Below are 18,461 nucleotides of genomic sequence, written 5' to 3'. Positions count from 1 at the left end.
AAAATAAGAAAGTTCCAATTTATTAAGTTTAGCAAAATATAACCCCCTATGTAAAATTACATAGGGGGTTGGTTCTTCATTAAAAGTATATTCATAACGTGATGTAAATCTAAACCTGAGTATATTCATATAGAGATACTATTGTATACACATTGTTATTAAGATGTTTTATACCATCCTCGTGATTGCATTTCTTTGAATAAGGTTTCAGCATGACCTTGTTCTTCTTGTTGTATATGTTGAAGCTTTTGTCTAATATTTGAGTCTACAGATTCTAAAACTGCAGTATTATATGAGCTAGAAACATGCTTTTCAGTACTAAGAGCATCATTTAAGAGTTGAGCGTCTGTAATTCCTAAGCTATTTTGAATGTTAGATAAATCACCTTGAGGTTTAGTATAGCTGCTAAATAAGTTATCAGTACTTGAACCATTTTGAGTTAACATATTTTCTAAGGTAGTAGCATGTTGTTGTTCTTTATTTGCAAGGTCAGTAAAGACTTGCTTCAACTGTGAGTCTGATGCCATAGCAGCATATTGCTCATATTTTCTTATGCATAAGTATTCAGCATTTAAGTTGTCTTCAATTAAAGTTTTTTCTTTGTTTGTAAGCATTAATAAAAACTCCCTTCAAAATAATAATTGGTTATTTGTAGTATTCCATAAAAGAAAGGAATTATTTATAAAAAATCATATTACTTTGTTAATATACGGATCTTATAATAATGTATGGAAAATAGTGATAATGAACAAAGTGATAGTAGATTTTGCTGTATATCAAATTTTGTTAGCTTCTTTTATAGAAATCAGAAGAAACTCTATATAAAAATTTAGAATCTTGAATTATAATTATAAGTAGAAGGATTTTATTCTAATAAGATCAACTTTAGGTGTTAATGATTTTAAAGGTCTTATAGTTTTGTATTAGTTTATAAATTATTGATATAAGAAAGGAAAGAAAATATGAAAAGTTTAATGATGCGTATCGTAAGATTATTTTTTGGGCTTTTCCTTTATGCTACGGGAATAGTGCTGACTATTAATGCAAACATAGGACTATCACCATGGGATGTTTTCCATGAAGGTTTTTCAAATTCTGTAGGAATAACCATGGGGCAAGCCAGTATGTTAGCAGGGTTTACTATTGTGGTATTGAATGCTGTTTTTGGAGAAAGAGTTGGTTGGGGGACTATAGCAAATATGATGTTCATAGGAATATTCATGGACATTTTAATGTTAAATGATATGATTCCTATCTTTGAAAACATAATATTAAAGATAATTATGATGGTGCTAGGGTTATTGGTTATTGGAGCAGCATCATACTTTTATATTAGTGCAGGATTGGGGGCAGGGCCTAGAGATGGGCTCATGATTGCTCTTACTAAAAAGACAAGTAAATCAGTGAGGTTTATAAGAAGTTGCATTGAAATAACTGTAGTGGTTGTTGGATATATATTAGGCGGAACTTTGGGCATAGGGACTTTAATCATGACTTTTATGATGGGACCATCTGTACAATTCATGTTTAAAATATTTAATTTTAATGTAGGGATTGTAAAGCATAGATATATAGATGAGGATTTTAAATACATTAAGGAAAAACTTGTTAAAAAAGCAGAGAAGGCAGAAAAAGCTGATTGTGAAGGATTATAGCTTAAGTTAATTTATGAATATATTCATTTTCTATCAATGAAATTAGCACTATGAACGTTATTGAAGACAAATAATGTTCATAGTGCATTTGTTATAATTAGTTCATTTTGGTATCATTATTCTAAAATTGTGTTAAACACATAGGCTTGTCATCAGTGGAAAATATCTGATTTATTGTGTTGATATAATCCTTATTTGAAATTCGGGCCTTTCCATATTTATATAAACTTTTAAAGGAAACGGAACAAGTTATTAAGGAAGAAAAGTCCGCTATATCAAGAGTTACTTCAACATCATAATCATTTTTATTACTCAAAGAAGCTATACCATTCTCAAAGTATATAACAATACTTCCATCATTTTCGCTAACAAAGGTATCTTTGATAGTTAACTTCAATCTGCAAGTTACATCATTAAAATTATGTTGTTTAAGGTCTTTAAATAAGGCTTTTGTATTTATAACTCTATACATGATTCCAGTGCCTTGAATGTTAGTTTCATGGTATACAGGAGTAAACATATTATTACTACCGTTTCTTGGATCATCCAAAAGAAATCTAAAACTTTCATCTTGTACATTAACAATTATATGTCTTATTTGATCTTGTTGACTATTTAAGAAAGTTAATAGTTCATCTAAGGCATGGTTGTTTTCAAAGATAAATTCATTTATAACCATATCATTTAATAAAAAGTTTCCTTCTTCACTCGGCTTAAACTCAAAGAAAATATAACCTTGAACCATATTATATTTTTTGTAAGCCACTACCTTAAATTTAGGATTTTTAATCTTAGAAATAAACTCTTGCTCATATTTTTCTATTAATCCATTGGTAGACTCAAAGGTTCTATTATAGCAATTTAATAGTAAATATGCTTCTTCTTCCTTTATAAATACTATATTACTTTTTGAAGGGCCTTTTGGAAGGTTAGCTGGGTTAATCTTATACTGACTCATGCTAGCACCGAACCCAAAACCCATTTTTTTATAAAAATCTGGTCGGAAGGGATAGAGTAAAACCATGGAGGCACCTAAATTTTTGTAGTGATCTATAAAGTAAGAAACAATTTCTTTAGCAACTTTTTCTTTCTTGTGTAATAGATCCACAGCTACTGAACCAAGGCCGCCGGCAGAGATTTTATGAGATAATAGGTTCATTTTAAAATCATGAAATCTCATACCCCCAACCATAGTATCACCATTAAAAGCACCATAAAACTTAACATAAGGATTTTCTTTATGAATCCTTGTAATATTTTCAATAAATTTATTCTTTTCCTCTATAGAATTAATTTTTAATCCAGGATAAGAATTAAGATCAATTTCCCCAAAGTCTCTAAAATCCATATCACTCCATAGTTTTCTAATTAAATACACGATCTCACCCCATTAATTACAATTAAAAATTTAATGTTCATATATTATTATGCGAAGCATCACTTAATATACGATAATAAATTTTTTTAGTTATAGGGTAAGATACATTTCATATTGAGAGATAGCATCTCTTTTAAAACCAATACGTTTTAGAAACCCTTCTAAAAGGCTATTATTTGGAACAGTTATAGAAAGTTTTGGCTCAGTAATTTTATTACAGAAGTGACCTAAAAGTGCTGACCCAACTCCTTTCAATCTATAATCTTTAGAAGTCCAAAGGAAATTTACTTTTCCCATGGTGTTTCCACATAGATATCCTACTAAGTTTTCACCCTCATAAGCAGCGTAGTAAAGAGAGGTTTCCACTTTTTCAACATAATCAATATCACTTTGCCAATTTATATGATAATCCTTATGAATATCTATCATGTTCTTTAAGTCCACAAAGTTAACTTCTTTAATGTTGATATGTGGATTAAAATAGTTTTTTAATGTGGATAAGTCAGTTAGAGAGAAATAAGCTAAATCATGGATTTTTTCATATTGAAGTTTTTTATAAAAATTGATAGCTCTGTCATTACCAACAATAACTTCAAGGAACAGTTGCTTACAATTATTTTCTACTGCAACTTCCCTATGTAGTTCCATAAGTTTTTGGCTTACTCCTTTTCCTCTATATTCGGGATGAACTGCTAAGGTTCCACATCTCATAGTTTTAATTCCCTCATAATCTTTAATTCCCCCAAGCACAACCCCGACAGCTTTATCACCATGTAGAGCTATATGAGAGTGTTCTAAGGAATTTCCCTCAGGTCCAAAGAATCTATTTACAAAAACATCCTTAGGCATATTAAGTTTTATAATATAATCAGAAAATCCTATGGTAAAGGCCTGAAAAATCAAGTCCATATTTGTCTCAGAGCATTTCATGTAATTTATCATTTATTCCACCCCACATATATTATTTAAAATCATATCTAATAAGTTGTTGATTATATTTGTATTTGCTTTAAGTCCCATTATTCCTGTATAAAATCCTATGGCATCGGTAGAAGACAAGATTATATAGCAATTAGACTCTATATCTAGGTCTCTTTTAAACTCACCTCTTTGGACACCTTCCTCTAATAACTTATATAAGTCTTTAGATATTTGAGTATATCTTTCGGTAGCCAAGTTTTTTATGGCTTCATTCCGTGAGGTCACTGACCAAAATTCAAAGGTGAATTTAAGTTGAAGCATGTTTTTCTCATCAATAACCCAGTCTAATATCCAATGAATATATTCAGTTATTTTTTCCTTGCTGGTCATGCTAGCATTAAAGGTTTCTATTAACTGCTTTCTATTATTAAGTCGCTCCTCTGCTATTGCTAAAAAAATTTCTTCTTTACTTTTAAAATAGGTATATATGCCACCTTTACTTACTCCAGAGGATAATACGATATCATCAACAGTAGTTTGGGAATAGCCTTTCTCGGAAAAAATTTTAAAAGCGTGTTTTGTTATTAAGGATTTTCTTTCTTGTTTTGTTTCTTCATTAATTTTAGGCATGTAAATTTATCACCTCCTATAAATAAAAAAGACTGGTCGGTTTTTATTATTATATCATTAGTATTTTTACAATTCAATAAGGAGTAGTAGTATATGTAAGAATAATAAGAGTTTTTATTTGATACTATTTTATGGTGACTTATAAGGAAATATATAATATTAGGGTTCTGCGAATATGTTTTATAGTTTAACTCAAAAGTGTGCTATTAATAATTGTTTTATCTCAACATTGCACTTTATAAATTGTATTAAATTAAATATAAAATAAGGATTTAAAATAAATAGTTAACAATATCTTAAATCTTTAATAAGATATAGCATAAGTATGTAAACTAGAGGATTTAAAGATGGACTTAAAATGTTTTTCAACAAACCAAATAATAGCGCTATCAGTACTAATAGCTATAATTGTGGCAAGAAAATTAAATGCTAAGGAACAAGTTGTTGTAGCAGGCATGCTTTATATAATTGCAGATGTGATATCTTTAATTAATCAACAAATGCAAAGTGAAGAGAGTAATGAAGAGGATAATTGTGATAGCAATGCAAACCAGGATTCATTTAAAGAAATTAATAATCTACAAGAACAAATAAATGAGTTAAAGTGTTATATATCCCACTTAGAAAGTAGGATATGAAAGTGCCCCATACTAATAAAATAGTACGGGGCGTTTTAAAGATTAATAGTTTTCACAAAATACTTCAAAGTATGACTTTGGATGAACACAAGCAGGGCATAATTCAGGAGCCGCTGTTCCTTCAAATATGAATCCGCAGTTTCCGCACTTCCAAATTACAGCCTCATCTTTTTTAAATACTGTATTGTTTTCAATGTTAGAAAGTAATTTTCTATATCTTTCTTCATGGAATTTTTCTACCTTGGAAATCATTTCAAAAGCTGTGGCAACTTCTGGGAAGCCCTCTTCTCTTGCAACTTTTGCAAATTCTGGGTAAAGTTCAGTCCACTCCTCGTTTTCTCCATTTGCTGCATAACCTAAGTTTGTTTTAGTATCACTACTTAATCCTACCGGAAAAGTAGCAGTAATTTCGATTCCTTCTCCATTCATTTGCTCTTTTAAAAATTTATAGAATCTTTTAGCATGTTCTTTTTCTTGCTCTGCAGTTTCCATGAAAAGAGCAGAAATTTGGTTATAACCTTCTTTTTTAGCTACACTTGAATAATAGGTGTATCTATTTCTTGCTTGAGATTCGCCTGCGAAAGCTTTAAGTAAGTTTTCTGATGTTTTTGTACCTTTTAAGTTTTTCATTACTTCATCCCCCTAAAATCTAAATAATAATTATTATTAATATTATACAATATAGAATGATAAAATTTCTATACAAATGGTATTTATAAGTCATTAATAATCTGTAAACTGGTGAATAAGTTATATTATAACCCCTTAGGTTGTTGCATTTTAAAAAAAGAAAGGGAAAAAGTGATTTATTGACGAATATTGGTGGAACTTTAATAATATAGATAATATTGGGAATATTTAATAAGTATATATTATTTTATAACTCCAAAAACCCTTTATAAGTAATGATTGGGAGGACTTGCTTTATGAATGACTTTTTAGGAATTGATAGCGGAACCAAGGAAAGAGATCTCACATTAAAAATCGATAAGAACTTTTTTATAAAATCCATTTGTGTAGTTTTATTTTTTTCTAGTATGAGCTATTTGAGTTTTGAAAATTATTTGTTATTTCACGGTATAATTGAAATATTGTGTGTATTAGTAGCACTTATGATATTCACTATTGTTGCTAATACTAATGGGTTTTATAAAAATGCATCGATATCAATAGTAGGAGTATCCTTTGGGGTAGTGGCCATGATTGATGGGCTCCATACTTTAGCGTATAAAGGCATGGGGGTATTTGTAGGTTATGGACCTGACTTGCCAACCCAAATGTGGATTATATCAAGATATATAAACAGCATTTCAATTTTTTTAGCTCTAATGCTATTTACAAAAAAAATAAAATATAAAAATGTACTTATTGGATATGGACTTGTTTGTATTTTTCTATTTATAACTATATTTAAGTTTGATATATTTCCAAGTTGTTTTGTTGAAGGGATTGGCTTGACACCCTTTAAGATCTATAGTGAGTATGTTATTTGCGCTATTTATTTGCTTAATATGTTTATTTTATATAAAAATAAATCTCAAACCAATGCAACGACTCTTAAGTATTTACAAGCCTATCTAATTTTCAGTATTATAGCTGAATTATGTTTTACGCTTTATATAGATGTATATGGACTTTCTAATGTGATTGGCCATCACTTCAAGCTTTTAGCTTTTTATTGTATTTATAAATCATTAGTTGAGGTTAACATAAAAGCTCCATACACAGCATTGCAACAAAGTGAATATAGATATAGAATGTTTTTTGAAACTTCTCCTAATGGTATACTTCTTTATTGTAAAGATAAAATATTATTAACAAATCCATGTTTTTTAAAAATGTTTAACTATTCTATTGATAGTGAAGTTATTGGAAAATCAATATTAAAGTTTATTCATCCTGATGAAATAGGGAGACTTAAGGTCCTTAATGAAGCTTTAAGATCGCAAGAAGTTGTAGAGGGTTATGAAATAAAGTTTCTAAAGGCTGATGGTACTGAGATTTATGTAGAGCTTAGCATAATGCCTTATAACTATGAGATGGATGAATGTGCATTTATTATGATTAAAGATATAACTGCGCAAAAATTATCAGAAAGGCTTAAAGAAGAAGTTGAGCAAAAGATACAATTTAATAACTTGCAGAGGGATTTCTTTACTAACTTATCCCATGAGTTAAAAACACCAATAAACTTAATATTTAGTACAGTACAGTTAATGGAAAGTAAAATAAAAAATGATATTATAAACATAAAGGAAATGGGGTTTAATAAACATAGTCATGTTCTTAAACAAAATTGTTATAGAATGTTAAAATTAATTAGCAATTTAATAGACATTACGAAAATAGATACTGGATTTTTAAAGTTAAATCTAGAAAATGCTGATATTATATCAATAGTGGAGGATATAACCTTATCCACTGCAGAGTACATTGAAAGTAAAGGTATTTCCTTAGTATTTGATACAGATATAGAAGAGAGAGTTATGGCAACAGATGCCAATATGATTGAAAGAATTATTTTAAATTTATTGTCTAATGCTATAAAGTTCACAGATAATGGTGGAGAAATCACTGTAGGAATAATGGATAAGGAAACCAGTATAATTATTTCAGTTAAAGATACTGGGGTGGGAATACCTAAAGAAAAGTTAGATGCGATTTTTGGTAGGTTTAATCAGGTGGAACAAACCTTATCTAGAAATGCAAGTGGCAGTGGAATAGGTTTAGCATTAGTACACTCTCTTGTAAAAATGCATGGTGGGATCATATTTGCAGTAAGTGAACCAGGAAAAGGTAGCGAATTTATAATAGAACTCCCGGTAAGGTTAGTGGCACAAGAAGATGGAGAAACATTCATTGATATTCAAGGAAAAGAAAGATATGTGGATATGATGAACATTGAGTTTTCTGATATTTACCCATAGGGTGATTTTGTATAAAAAACCAAGTTGTGTAAAATTACTTACATAACTTGGTTTTTTATTTAATGAATTTTAAGTTTATTTGCTAATAATAGTGAATTTATGATTTAAAGCAAGTTAAATAATAATTTTAATTTTATTAAAGTTATTATTTAACTTTAAAATATTAATAATAATTCATTAAATGTTAACTAAACATAGGAGAAAAATGTTGATTGAGTGAAAAATCATAAAATCATAAAGTGTATACTGAAAAAAATGATGTAAAAGTTCGATAAACTATAATAGCTTTACATTGAATAACTGTAATATAATGTTAACAAGATGTTCATAAAAGCATCAAGGCGAGCTATAAAAATAAAATCACAAAGGGGAGTGAATATTATGTTATCAAAAAAATTACTTGCAACCATGTTGTCTTTATCAATCCTTACGAGTTCTTCAACTACTGCATCGATGTCTTTATTTAAAAATGAAAACATAATTCCAAATCAATCAATAGGACAAGCTATTGATGACATCTCAAGTTTTAAGAATGGTGGCCCTGTGGATTTATCCATTGCTAATGAAGAGAAAATTATTGAGATGCTGAAGAAGGAAGGGAAAATTGATAAGGATGTTTCATATGAAGAAGCACGAAAAATATTTATAAAGTATATGCAAGATAGTGCTAAGGCAAATGAAAATCAACAACCAACTAAAATGGACAGAGAACTTAAAGCGAAACAAAATCAAAAGGTTCAAAAGTACAAATTTGACCCAAGTCAACCAGATACTAATCCAAAAGAAGTTAATGTATTAACACTACTTGTTGACTTCCAGGATTATAAGCACAATAGCATTCAACCTGATGAAAGTGACATGTACTATGGGGACTATAGTCATAAGCACTTTGAAGATATGATATTTGGAGAAGATGGATATGAGGGTCCAAATGGAGAAAAGTTTGTTTCAATGAAACAGTTCTATGAGGAGCAATCAGGAGGAAGTTTAAAAATAAATGGTAAAGTAGCTGGATGGTACACACTACCTCAAGCTGCAGCTTACTATGGTGCAGAATCAGGAAGCTCTAATGATATAAGACCAAGAAATGCTGTTGCTCATGCATTACAGCTTTTAGCAAAAGATCCCAATATAAATCTTGCTGATTTTGATAAAACTGATAGATATGACTTAGATGGAGATGGAAACCTCAATGAATCAGATGGAATCATCGACCATTTAATGGTGATTCATGCTGGTGTTGGACAAGAAGCTGGGGGTGGAAGTTTAGGTTCTGATGCTATTTGGTCGCATAGATGGAATTTAGGAGGACTATATACAATACCAGGAACCAATTATAAGGCATATGATTATACAATAGAGCCTGAAGATGGAGCAGCGGGTGTGTTTGCTCACGAATTTGGTCATGATTTAGGATTGCCAGATGAGTATGATACAAACTATACATCATCTTCTGGAGAACCAATTTCTATGTGGTCAATTATGTCTTCAGGGAGCTGGGCAGGAAAGATTGGAGGAACAGAACCAACAGGTTTTAGCCCATATGCAAAACAATATTTCCAAGCAAACTATGGTGGAAACTGGCAAAAACAAATTACTCTTGATTATGATAAAATTTCTAGAGCCGGCACAAGAGTAAATTTAAAGCAAGCTAGTGAAGAAGGACAAGCTGTAAGAATAAATCTTCCGGAAAAACAGCATGTAATTACTAAACCAGCAAGTGGTCAATATGCTTACTGGGGAGGAAAAGGACATGATGGAGCGCCATTGAAAACCAATATGATTTCAAAAGTAGATTTGACTAAGACTACAAACCCAGTGCTTAACTTTAAGACTTGGTATGATATTGAAGAAGGATGGGATTTTGCAACTGTGCAAGTTAAGGAAGTGGGCGCTAGTGAATGGTCATATGTTCAAGGAAATATAACCACAGATAAACATGACCCTCAAGCAGATGTAGTAGTTCCTCATGGGATTACAGGAGCATCTAATGGATGGGTAGATGGGATTTTTGATTTAAGTGGTTTTGCAGGTAAGAATATAGAAGTTAAATTTGAGTATGAGACTGACTCTTATTCCTTTGGAGCAGGTTTCTATGTAGATGATATTAAATTGGTAGAAGGGACTAATGAAATTCTATCAGATAATGCTGAAGGAACTCCAGCATTTATATTCCAAGGGTTTGAGAAAAATACAGGCTCTGTATTTGCTCCACACTATTACTTAGTTGAATGGAGAAATCATCATGGTGTAGATAAGGGTCTTTCAAACATTGGATTATTAGGAAAAACGCTATCATATGATCCAGGAATGGTGGTTTGGTATGTAGATGAATATCATACTGATAACTGGAGAGGTGTTCATCCGGGAGAAGGCTTCTTAGGAGTAGTAGATGCTGATCAAAAGAGCGTACTTTGGAGATTTGCTGATGGAAAAACACCTTCTAGCTTAGCAAGCGGAAGATATCAAATGCATGATGCAGCTTTCAGCAAATACAAAGAAGCTGCTATCACAGTTAACACAGATGAAGTTTTAGGAAGATCACCTGTAGATGAATATATTTTCACAGAGCCAAACTTTGATGATAGTAAAAATTATTCAAATACAGAAATACCTACACTAGGAAGTAAACTTACTAACTATGGATTAAAGATTCAAATTGCTGAGCAAGCTGAAGATAACTCTTGGTCTACATTAGTAATCAAAAGATAAAGATAGTTGAAAGATTTCAATTTATAGTATCTAAGATTGCAGATATCATAGAAAATAAAAATTAATTCTAAAAAGTATTATTAAAAGAAATAGGATAGAAAATTTAATTTTCTATCCTATTTTTTATGTTATATAAAAGTTTTTATAAAGTTTTTCAATTTGATTTCAATCACAGATTTAAAGTTTGAATCCTCCTATAATAAAGTCATGAAGTGAAACACAAAATCAAAACACAAAAGAATATTTAAGAATTTGGAGCTAGATATTAAGTTTCAAGAATTTTTAAGTTAATATAAGAGAATTGAAAAATAAAATTTGAGATTTAGAAATAAAATTAAGCAATTAAAGGGAGGAAATAAAAATGAAAAAAGATATATTAGTTGTAAAAAATGCTTATTGGGTAGGATATGTAGATGATAGAAAGGTGCCATTTCATAGATTAGTACTAGAAAAGGGAACAACTTATAACAGTTATTTATTAAAAACTGAGAAACCAACAATCATTGATACAGTGGATATAAGTTTTGGAAGAGAGTATGTTGAGAATTTAAAAGAATATATTAACTTAGAAGAAATTAAGTATATAGTAATTAACCACGTAGAACCAGATCACTCAGGAGCACTTCCTGTGCTTGCAAACAAAGCAAAAAATGCGGTGATAGTTGCCACTGAATTAGGTGTAAAAGAACTAAAAGAAATGTATAAACTTCATAACAGAGAGTTCTTAATAGTAAAAGATGGAGATACTCTTGATATTGGTGGAAAAACTCTACAGTTTTTAGAAACACCATATCTTCATACAGAGGAAACTATGGTAACTTACGCTATAGAGGATAAAACACTATATCCATGCGATATATTTAGTACGCATGTAGCAACTTATGATTTATTTAATGACCTGGCAACTGAAGACATTACAACAGACTTTGATGTTTATTATAGTCTTATTATGAATCCACATAAAAATTACGTTCAAGATATGATTGAAAAGATTAGAGAGTTAGATATAGAAATTATTGCACCTTCTCATGGATTTATTTTAAGAAATGATGCTAAAAAATACATTGATTCTTATGATAACATGAGTAAAGCTTCAACAGTTAACAAAAAAGCTGCAATATTATTTTCTACTATGACAAGCAACACTAAAAAGTTAGCTAATTACATTGGAGAAGCCTTAGGGAACAAAGGAATTGAAGCTACAATTATCAATGTAAAAGAAGATGTGGATGTGGAAAATGCTAAAGAAGTAATTTTAAACTCAGATATTTTATTCTTTGGAAGCTCTACTCGTTATGGCGACATGGTAGGAAAAATTGAAGAAATTTTAAAAGAACTTAATAGTATGGATTTAAGTTCAAAAGTAGGGGTTGCCTTTGGGTCTTATGGATGGAGTGGTGAAGCTATAGAAGTTATCAATGATTATTTAAAAGAAACGAACCTTAAAGTTTTAGAAAGCTCTCTTATTATAAAATCTACTGGAATGGACAATGTACAAGCTCCAATAAGAGTTAAGTTTGCAGTAGAGGAAGAGGTAAATAAATTTAGACAATCAGTAAATGTTATAAGTGAAATGTTAGTTGGATAATTTTGATTAGGTTATGAAATGTAATACCTATAACTTAACGTATACACATTTATAGAAGGGGATAGGATATATCTAACAAAAATCAGAATATGATAATAGAAAAAATAATCACAATAAATTTCATGTTGCAGTTTTAACTCAAATAATTAATAATAAAGGTAGTAGTGGATATAAAATCCATTGCTACTTTTGTTTTTTTATAGAATGCTTATATGATAAAACATTTATTTCCTATAGTTAAAAATCATGAGATATTATTTAAGTAAATTGAGCTTAATGAAATACATTGGTTGTTGAAATCCGAATAAATGTTTTTTAAACCAGTATACAAGGATGAATGATGATGAAATTTTACATAATATAGGTTAATTCTCATTATGGTGAAAAGAGGGATAATTATGAGTTGCAATTGTGATAGATGTAAAAATGAACTTTGTGCTAGTAAAGTACCCATATTCTCAAACCTAACCCACGAAGAACTGCTAGAAATAGTTAAGACTACAGGACACAACACCTATAAAAAGGGTGAAAACATATTTTTAGAAGGTAATGAGGCACAAACTCTATACCTCATAAATGAAGGAAAAATTAAACTGTTTAAATTTACTAAGGATGGAAAGCAGCAAATCCTACATATTTTGTCTGATGGTGATTTCTTTGGAGAATTAAATCTTTTTAAGAATTCAGAATATGGTTTCAGTGCGGAAGCTATCGTTCCAACAAAAATTTGCACTTTAACTAAGGATAAGATGAGAAATATAATTTTACAAAAACCTGAAATAGGTATTAAGATACTAGAAATGGTAGGTGATAGGCTTTCAAAAGTAGAAAGCTTGGCACAACATTTGGCAACTAATGATGTGGAATCCAGGCTAGCTTATTTACTAGTTGATATGATGGAAAGCTATGGAAAGAGAACTACTAAAGGAGTAGAAGTAGAATTACCTATATCTAGGGAAGATATGTCTAACTATACTGGAGTAGCTAGAGAAACCATAAGTAGAAAGTTGAAAAAATTTGAAGAAGAGGGCCTTATAGAACTTGTAGGCACTAAAAAGGTAATTATTTTAGAGGAAGAGTCACTAAGGGATTTAATTTAACTGTAGTTTCAGGGATTTTATTTAGCATGCTTTTCAGATATGAAACAAATTTAAGATAAGGATAATTAAATCTATAATTAGTTTTGGTGAAAATTGAGTCTTATTCTAAAAATAATTAGAAGATATGATTTTGCCATTAGTTAATAAAAGGAAGAACCTATAAGAAAAAGGTAGAGAAAGGATAAAGTGTCTTTTACAAGGTATACACTTTATTTTTACTGCTACCTTTTTATATTAAGTTTAGAAGGTAAAAATAATAGAAGTTTACAGGCAAGTTGATTAGATTTACTTTATTTAAGATTTATTAATAGTAGAGTTGATATTATTTTCTATAACTAACAGTAGGCACATTTATAGTACCTTTATAAGGAACTGGTGGAATAAAAACACCTGTTTCTTCTTTTGGAGTTATAGTTCTTCGAAGTTCTGCAATTTTTGTGACTCCAACATAAATATTTGAGATTCTATACCAGGTTGCATAATCAACTTCTCCAGTTTGAGGGAGGTTAAATATACTTTGGAATACTCTCACTGCATTTGCTGTTGCAGGACCATAGGCACCATCTACTGCAACTTTGGGAATGAGAGGATAGTTTTGAGAAATTCTATTTAAGAAAGTTTGAATAGTTCTAACTGGCTCCCCTCGACTTCCTATTTTTAAAGTATAGCCAGGATAGGACTTAGGCACTCCTGACACCCTTGGTGCCTGAACCAAATCAATATTAGTCCCATAGAAGTTGGTTAGGATTTGGTAAGGAGCCAAGCCACGTTCCCCTAAATCCTTACTTCCCCATTGGGTTAACCAGCCTGGGCATTGAACTTGCCTTCCATCACAATATTGCGTTAATAAGGGTTGATTCCCACCTCTTCGTCTCACATAAGTGGTGAAGATCTCATCAACGATTCTACTAATATTATCAAAGATATTTCTACCAAAAGTAAAGGCATGGTCAAAAGCAGTGGAATTTGTAATATCAAAGTTATAGCCCTTACCTCTATACCATTCTGTGTAAATTCTGTTTAAGGTAAAGGATAATATGCAATATATGTTAGCTCTAATAGTATTTTCAGGCCAGGTTGCATAAATTTCAGAGCTGGCTACATTTTTTATATAATCTTGAAATCTTACCCAGTAATTTGGAGCGGAAGCGTTGGTTGGAACTCCTGCATGAACTATTACAAATTCAGGAACTACCACTTGATTCAATACCACACCGCCTGTTGGTGGTGGTAAGGGTTTAATTGGATCCTCAGGAATTTTGGGTGGAAAGTTTCCAAAAAGCCTATTGGCAGGAACTTCAACAATTCTCGTAGGCTCTAGTATTTCCCTACTCCACCAAGAACTTCTTGATGCTGTGGTAGCTTCAGAAGGAGGAATTGCTGAATTTGGTTCCAAGTTACAGATTTGTAAGGCTGTAATGTCAGGAAGTATTTGACATCCTCTTACAATAAAAGTTTCATAGCCTTCAGCTTCTACAGTAATATCACAGGTACTATAGGGTTGTTCAGTAGTATTATTCTCATCTAAAGAAAGCTCTACATTGGGAGCGATTAAGTCTATGACTTGTGTTTGTCCTGTAGCATTAGTAGTTAGGGCCGCAGTTTCTCTTGAAGGTATACTAGTAGGAACAACTGTTACTTTTGCATTTGTAACAGGAACAAAGGTATTTCCACGGAAAGTTTGAACTTGTAATCTTCCTATATCTGCCATAAAATCTCCTCAAATAACATAATGATTCCTTATATTATATGAAGATAAAAGTGAAAAGTTCCTGATATTTAAAAAAAAGCAAAGGTAAGTATTAAGGGGGAATTTATTGCACTAGTTTTAACTTATAGGGGTGTGATAATATAAAGAGGTAGTAGATTTTTATATAAATTTAAGACACATTAAATTTCAAAGGACATTACATGAAGAACTATAGAAATTAAAATGCAAAATAACCATTATAATGAGATTCTTCATAAAAAATTAAGGAAGTAAACTTCATGCTATTATTATCATCTTATTATTTAGTTAAGTTTTTGTTCAAATTAGGGGAGGGGTTAACAAATGTTAGAATTTTTCTTGCAAGGATTTACTTTAGGACTTGCCTATGTAGCACCGATTGGAATGCAAAATATCTACGTAATCAATACAGCTATTGGAAAGAGTAGAATTAGGGCTTATCAAGTAGCATTAATCACCATATTTTTTGATATATCTTTAGCTTTAGCTTGTTTCTTTGGAATGGGTGCCATTATGGAAAAGTCACAGTTACTTAAGGGGTCAATATTATTTGTAGGGTCATTAGCAATAATTTATATTGGAATTGGACTCTTAAGAAGTACACCGAACTTAAATAGAGAAGTAGACATAAATAAAACTATAGGACAAGTTATAACAACTTGCTTTATGGTTACTTGGATTAATCCTCAAGCATTAATTGATGGTTCATTACTTTTAGGTGGATTTAGAGCATCACTGCCTGCAGAAGCCTCTGTAATATTTATTTTAGGAGTATGTCTAGCTTCATTTACTTGGTTCATAGGACTTACAACTATAGTTTCTATTTTTAGACAAAAGATTAATACAAACATTATTAAGGGTATTAATATAGTTTGTGGGATAGTTATTATTTATTACGGATTAAAACTAGGATATAATTTTCTACAGATGATGTAAAGTTATTTTAAATAATATATCCTATAGGTTAAAGAGAACTTAATCACTTTTAACGAAAGTAACTTTTATAATAAATAGGATTTGTATGGGGTCAATTAACTTTTAAGTCTCTAAAGATAATAAATTTTTATACGTTAGCATTAACATTAGGAGGAGCATATATGTCCATAAGCAGTTTTTTTAAGTTAGTAGAGATTCAAACTAAAGTAGCCAGTATGATACCGTTTCTTTTAGGGACTATGTTTACTATATACAGGTATGATAGTTTTAACATAGAAAATTTTATTATAATGTTAATATCATTGCTTACCTTTGATATGGCAACCACCACCATTAATAACTATTATGATTATAAAAAAGCTACAAAGACAAAGGATGATAGTTATAGAAAGGCTAATATCATTGGAAAAGATAACTTAAAAGAATCAAGTGTAGTTGCTATTATAATTAGCTTAGTTCTTATTGCTACTAGCTTTGGTATTGCATTAACCTTCAACACAGATATCATAGTGTTACTCATAGGAACAGTTTCATTTATGGTAGGAATTCTTTATACCTTTGGTCCAATACCACTGTCACGTATGCCCTTAGGAGAAATTTTTTCAGGTTTTTTTATGGGATTTGTAATATTATTCTTGTCAGTATATATCCATATTTTTGATAGTAATATTGTGACTTTAGTTTTTGAAAATTATGTCATAAACTTTTCTATTAATATAAAGGAAGTATTTTATATTTTCTTAGTATCCATACCTGCAGTAGGTGGAATTGCAAATATAATGCTTGTAAACAATATTTGTGATGTAGAAGAGGATATAATAAATAAAAGATTTACATTGCCTTATTATATAGGAAAGAAACCTGCCTTAACACTATTTAAAAGTCTATATTACATTGGATATTTGACCATTGTGATTTTAGTTATATTACAGGTTATGCCAATTGCAAGTTTACTTACACTAGTTACACTAATTCCTGTAAATAAACACTTGAGCATATTTTATAAAAAACAAGTTAAAAGTGAGACCTTTGTACTTGGGGTAAAAAACTTTATAATAATGAATGGATCTTTGTTAATTATTATAACTACAGTAAACGTAATTAAATTTATTTTTAAGCTATGATTGAATAAGATTTGTTGATTTATAATATCAAGAAACATTACATTAGCCTATGCCACTAAAAGTATTATTTAGGGGGCATAGGCCTTTTTATTAGAGTGAATATCGATATCATTAATATTAAAATAGGCATTGTGATTAGATTATCCATAAACAACATATTAATTTCACACAGTGTGTAATTTCATAAATAAAAATGTTTTTAAGAGATATATTTATGAAACAAAATTATTCTTTCACAAGATTTTATGAGAAATCTTAGGATTTTTAAAGCATAATTAATGTCTATTCTTTAATTGAAGGTATAGACGATAAAGCTGAAAGTTATTTAAAGTGAGGAAGCAGGGGACATAAGAAATTATAGTAGGGGGTTAAGCTAATAATAAACTGTTGAAATTAAATTACCGTGTTTAATAGCATATATGTAATTTGAATTTTAATATAGTTAAAAAGTCTCTGATTTTAGCGGCCTAAATCTTAAGAATGTAAAGTGTTGAACTTAAAAATAATTGTAAAAATTTTCACAAAATAGTATTAAAGTCCACAAAATTAAAGTATAATAATATTGGCGATACTATATAATAGTTATTTTATATATTTTGTAATAATTGTTTAGGGACTAGCAAAAAATAACAAAATTCTTCTGTTTACATTTTTAACATTTCATTGTACAATATTAATATAATATGAAGTGTTAAATTAATAACTTATCAATTATAATTAATGAGGTGAAATGAATGGATAAGCAAAAAAATATCCTGATTTTGGGCGCAGGTTATGCTGGGGTACATGCTGCAAAAATGCTTGCTAAAAAATACAAAAAAAATCCTAACATAAATATAACCTTAATAGACAAAAACCCATTCCATACGTTAATGACAGAACTACATGAAGTTGCAGGGGGAAGGGTTCATCCAGAATCAGTACAAGTTGATTTAGGAAAAATATTCAACAGAACAAAAGTTAATGTGGTTACAGATTATATCACAAATGTAGACACTGATAAGAAGGTAGTTACTACTAAGCTTGGAACTTTCAATTATGATTATTTAATCATAGGTACAGGAAGTGAACCAGCATTCTTTGGTGTTCCAGGAGTTAAAGAAAATGGATTTACTCTTTGGTC

Annotated in this window: 15 protein-coding genes; 9 read left to right on the top strand and 6 right to left on the bottom strand. The window is 30.1% G+C overall.

The window, feature by feature from the left end; translation table 11 throughout:
- Window positions 1–158: 158 nt before the first annotated feature.
- Window positions 159–614 carry a spore coat protein gene (locus tag RR409_RS11710; RefSeq protein ID WP_332557942.1) on the bottom strand — a complete coding sequence of 152 codons (456 nt, stop codon included), beginning with the start codon at window positions 612–614 and terminating at the stop codon, window positions 159–161.
- A gap of 348 nt (window positions 615–962) precedes the next feature.
- On the opposite strand from RR409_RS11710, the gene RR409_RS11705 reads away from it, so the two are divergent.
- The gene (locus RR409_RS11705; protein WP_332557941.1) at window positions 963–1,655 is read left to right on the top strand and encodes a hypothetical protein; all 693 of its coding nucleotides are present in this window, start codon (window positions 963–965) and stop codon (window positions 1,653–1,655) included.
- Window positions 1,656–1,776: 121 nt separating this feature from the next.
- Here the strand turns inward: RR409_RS11705 and RR409_RS11700 are convergent, their stop codons facing one another.
- The 3 genes from RR409_RS11700 to RR409_RS11690 form a co-directional block, all read right to left on the bottom strand.
- The gene (locus tag RR409_RS11700) at window positions 1,777–3,033 is read right to left on the bottom strand and encodes a GNAT family N-acetyltransferase (protein ID WP_332557940.1); all 1,257 of its coding nucleotides are present in this window, start codon (window positions 3,031–3,033) and stop codon (window positions 1,777–1,779) included.
- A 90-nt stretch (window positions 3,034–3,123) separates the two neighbouring features.
- The gene (locus RR409_RS11695) at window positions 3,124–3,975 is read right to left on the bottom strand and encodes a GNAT family N-acetyltransferase (RefSeq protein ID WP_332557939.1); all 852 of its coding nucleotides are present in this window, start codon (window positions 3,973–3,975) and stop codon (window positions 3,124–3,126) included.
- Window positions 3,976–4,584: a TetR/AcrR family transcriptional regulator gene (locus RR409_RS11690; RefSeq protein WP_332557938.1), complete on the bottom strand. Its 609-nt coding sequence runs from the start codon at window positions 4,582–4,584 to the stop codon at window positions 3,976–3,978.
- Window positions 4,585–4,931: 347 nt separating this feature from the next.
- On the opposite strand from RR409_RS11690, the gene RR409_RS11685 reads away from it, so the two are divergent.
- Window positions 4,932–5,222 (top strand): hypothetical protein, encoded by a 291-nt coding sequence (locus RR409_RS11685; RefSeq protein ID WP_332557937.1) that lies wholly within the window; start codon window positions 4,932–4,934, stop codon window positions 5,220–5,222.
- A 42-nt stretch (window positions 5,223–5,264) separates the two neighbouring features.
- Here the strand turns inward: RR409_RS11685 and RR409_RS11680 are convergent, their stop codons facing one another.
- The gene (locus RR409_RS11680; RefSeq protein ID WP_332557936.1) at window positions 5,265–5,852 is read right to left on the bottom strand and encodes a rubrerythrin; all 588 of its coding nucleotides are present in this window, start codon (window positions 5,850–5,852) and stop codon (window positions 5,265–5,267) included.
- 296 nt (window positions 5,853–6,148) lie between these two features.
- On the opposite strand from RR409_RS11680, the gene RR409_RS11675 reads away from it, so the two are divergent.
- The 4 genes from RR409_RS11675 (at window position 6,149) to RR409_RS11660 (ending at window position 13,549) form a co-directional block, all read left to right on the top strand.
- A complete protein-coding gene (locus RR409_RS11675) occupies window positions 6,149–8,149 on the top strand; it encodes an MASE3 domain-containing protein (protein ID WP_332557935.1) in 2,001 nt (666 codons plus the stop codon).
- 381 nt (window positions 8,150–8,530) lie between these two features.
- Complete coding sequence (locus RR409_RS11670; protein ID WP_332557934.1) at window positions 8,531–10,861, top strand: immune inhibitor A domain-containing protein; 2,331 nt, start codon at window positions 8,531–8,533, stop codon at window positions 10,859–10,861.
- Between the two features lie 361 nt (window positions 10,862–11,222).
- The gene (locus RR409_RS11665) at window positions 11,223–12,449 is read left to right on the top strand and encodes an FprA family A-type flavoprotein (protein WP_332557933.1); all 1,227 of its coding nucleotides are present in this window, start codon (window positions 11,223–11,225) and stop codon (window positions 12,447–12,449) included.
- Between the two features lie 398 nt (window positions 12,450–12,847).
- A complete protein-coding gene (locus tag RR409_RS11660) occupies window positions 12,848–13,549 on the top strand; it encodes a Crp/Fnr family transcriptional regulator (RefSeq protein WP_332557932.1) in 702 nt (233 codons plus the stop codon).
- 322 nt (window positions 13,550–13,871) lie between these two features.
- Here RR409_RS11660 and RR409_RS11655 read toward each other — a convergent pair whose 3' ends face one another.
- Window positions 13,872–15,260: a peptidoglycan-binding domain-containing protein gene (locus RR409_RS11655; protein ID WP_332557931.1), complete on the bottom strand. Its 1,389-nt coding sequence runs from the start codon at window positions 15,258–15,260 to the stop codon at window positions 13,872–13,874.
- Window positions 15,261–15,602: 342 nt separating this feature from the next.
- Here RR409_RS11655 and RR409_RS11650 point away from each other — a divergent pair, with 342 nt between their 5' ends.
- From RR409_RS11650 to RR409_RS11640, 3 genes are all read left to right on the top strand, one after another.
- Window positions 15,603–16,214 carry a LysE family transporter gene (locus tag RR409_RS11650; protein ID WP_332557930.1) on the top strand — a complete coding sequence of 204 codons (612 nt, stop codon included), beginning with the start codon at window positions 15,603–15,605 and terminating at the stop codon, window positions 16,212–16,214.
- A gap of 161 nt (window positions 16,215–16,375) precedes the next feature.
- Window positions 16,376–17,338: a 1,4-dihydroxy-2-naphthoate polyprenyltransferase gene (gene menA, locus RR409_RS11645; protein WP_332557929.1), complete on the top strand. Its 963-nt coding sequence runs from the start codon at window positions 16,376–16,378 to the stop codon at window positions 17,336–17,338.
- A 734-nt stretch (window positions 17,339–18,072) separates the two neighbouring features.
- Window positions 18,073–18,461 (top strand): FAD-dependent oxidoreductase (locus tag RR409_RS11640; RefSeq protein WP_332557928.1); only part of this gene is annotated, 389 nt, incomplete at its 3' end.

The sequence above is a fragment of the Clostridium sp. genome (assembly GCF_036642255.1).
Classification (GTDB): Bacteria; Bacillota; Clostridia; order Clostridiales; family Clostridiaceae; genus Clostridium_J.
This window is presented reverse-complemented; position numbering and strand designations above follow the sequence as displayed.

Bases quoted from the DNA above. Each gene is read 5' to 3' on its own strand.
- RR409_RS11660 (WP_332557932.1), top strand. From the start codon at position 12,848: ATGAGTTGCAATTGTGATAGATGTAAAAATGAACTTTGTGCTAGTAAA.
- RR409_RS11665 (WP_332557933.1), top strand. From the start codon at position 11,223: ATGAAAAAAGATATATTAGTTGTAAAAAATGCTTATTGGGTAGGATAT.
- RR409_RS11670 (WP_332557934.1), top strand. From the start codon at position 8,531: ATGTTATCAAAAAAATTACTTGCAACCATGTTGTCTTTATCAATCCTT.
- RR409_RS11650 (WP_332557930.1), top strand. From the start codon at position 15,603: ATGTTAGAATTTTTCTTGCAAGGATTTACTTTAGGACTTGCCTATGTA.
- RR409_RS11685 (WP_332557937.1), top strand. From the start codon at position 4,932: ATGGACTTAAAATGTTTTTCAACAAACCAAATAATAGCGCTATCAGTA.
- RR409_RS11680 (WP_332557936.1), bottom strand. From the start codon at position 5,852: ATGAAAAACTTAAAAGGTACAAAAACATCAGAAAACTTACTTAAAGCT.
- menA (WP_332557929.1), top strand. From the start codon at position 16,376: ATGTCCATAAGCAGTTTTTTTAAGTTAGTAGAGATTCAAACTAAAGTA.
- RR409_RS11710 (WP_332557942.1), bottom strand. From the start codon at position 614: ATGCTTACAAACAAAGAAAAAACTTTAATTGAAGACAACTTAAATGCT.
- RR409_RS11675 (WP_332557935.1), top strand. From the start codon at position 6,149: ATGAATGACTTTTTAGGAATTGATAGCGGAACCAAGGAAAGAGATCTC.
- RR409_RS11695 (WP_332557939.1), bottom strand. From the start codon at position 3,975: ATGATAAATTACATGAAATGCTCTGAGACAAATATGGACTTGATTTTT.
- RR409_RS11705 (WP_332557941.1), top strand. From the start codon at position 963: ATGAAAAGTTTAATGATGCGTATCGTAAGATTATTTTTTGGGCTTTTC.
- RR409_RS11655 (WP_332557931.1), bottom strand. From the start codon at position 15,260: ATGGCAGATATAGGAAGATTACAAGTTCAAACTTTCCGTGGAAATACC.
- RR409_RS11690 (WP_332557938.1), bottom strand. From the start codon at position 4,584: ATGCCTAAAATTAATGAAGAAACAAAACAAGAAAGAAAATCCTTAATA.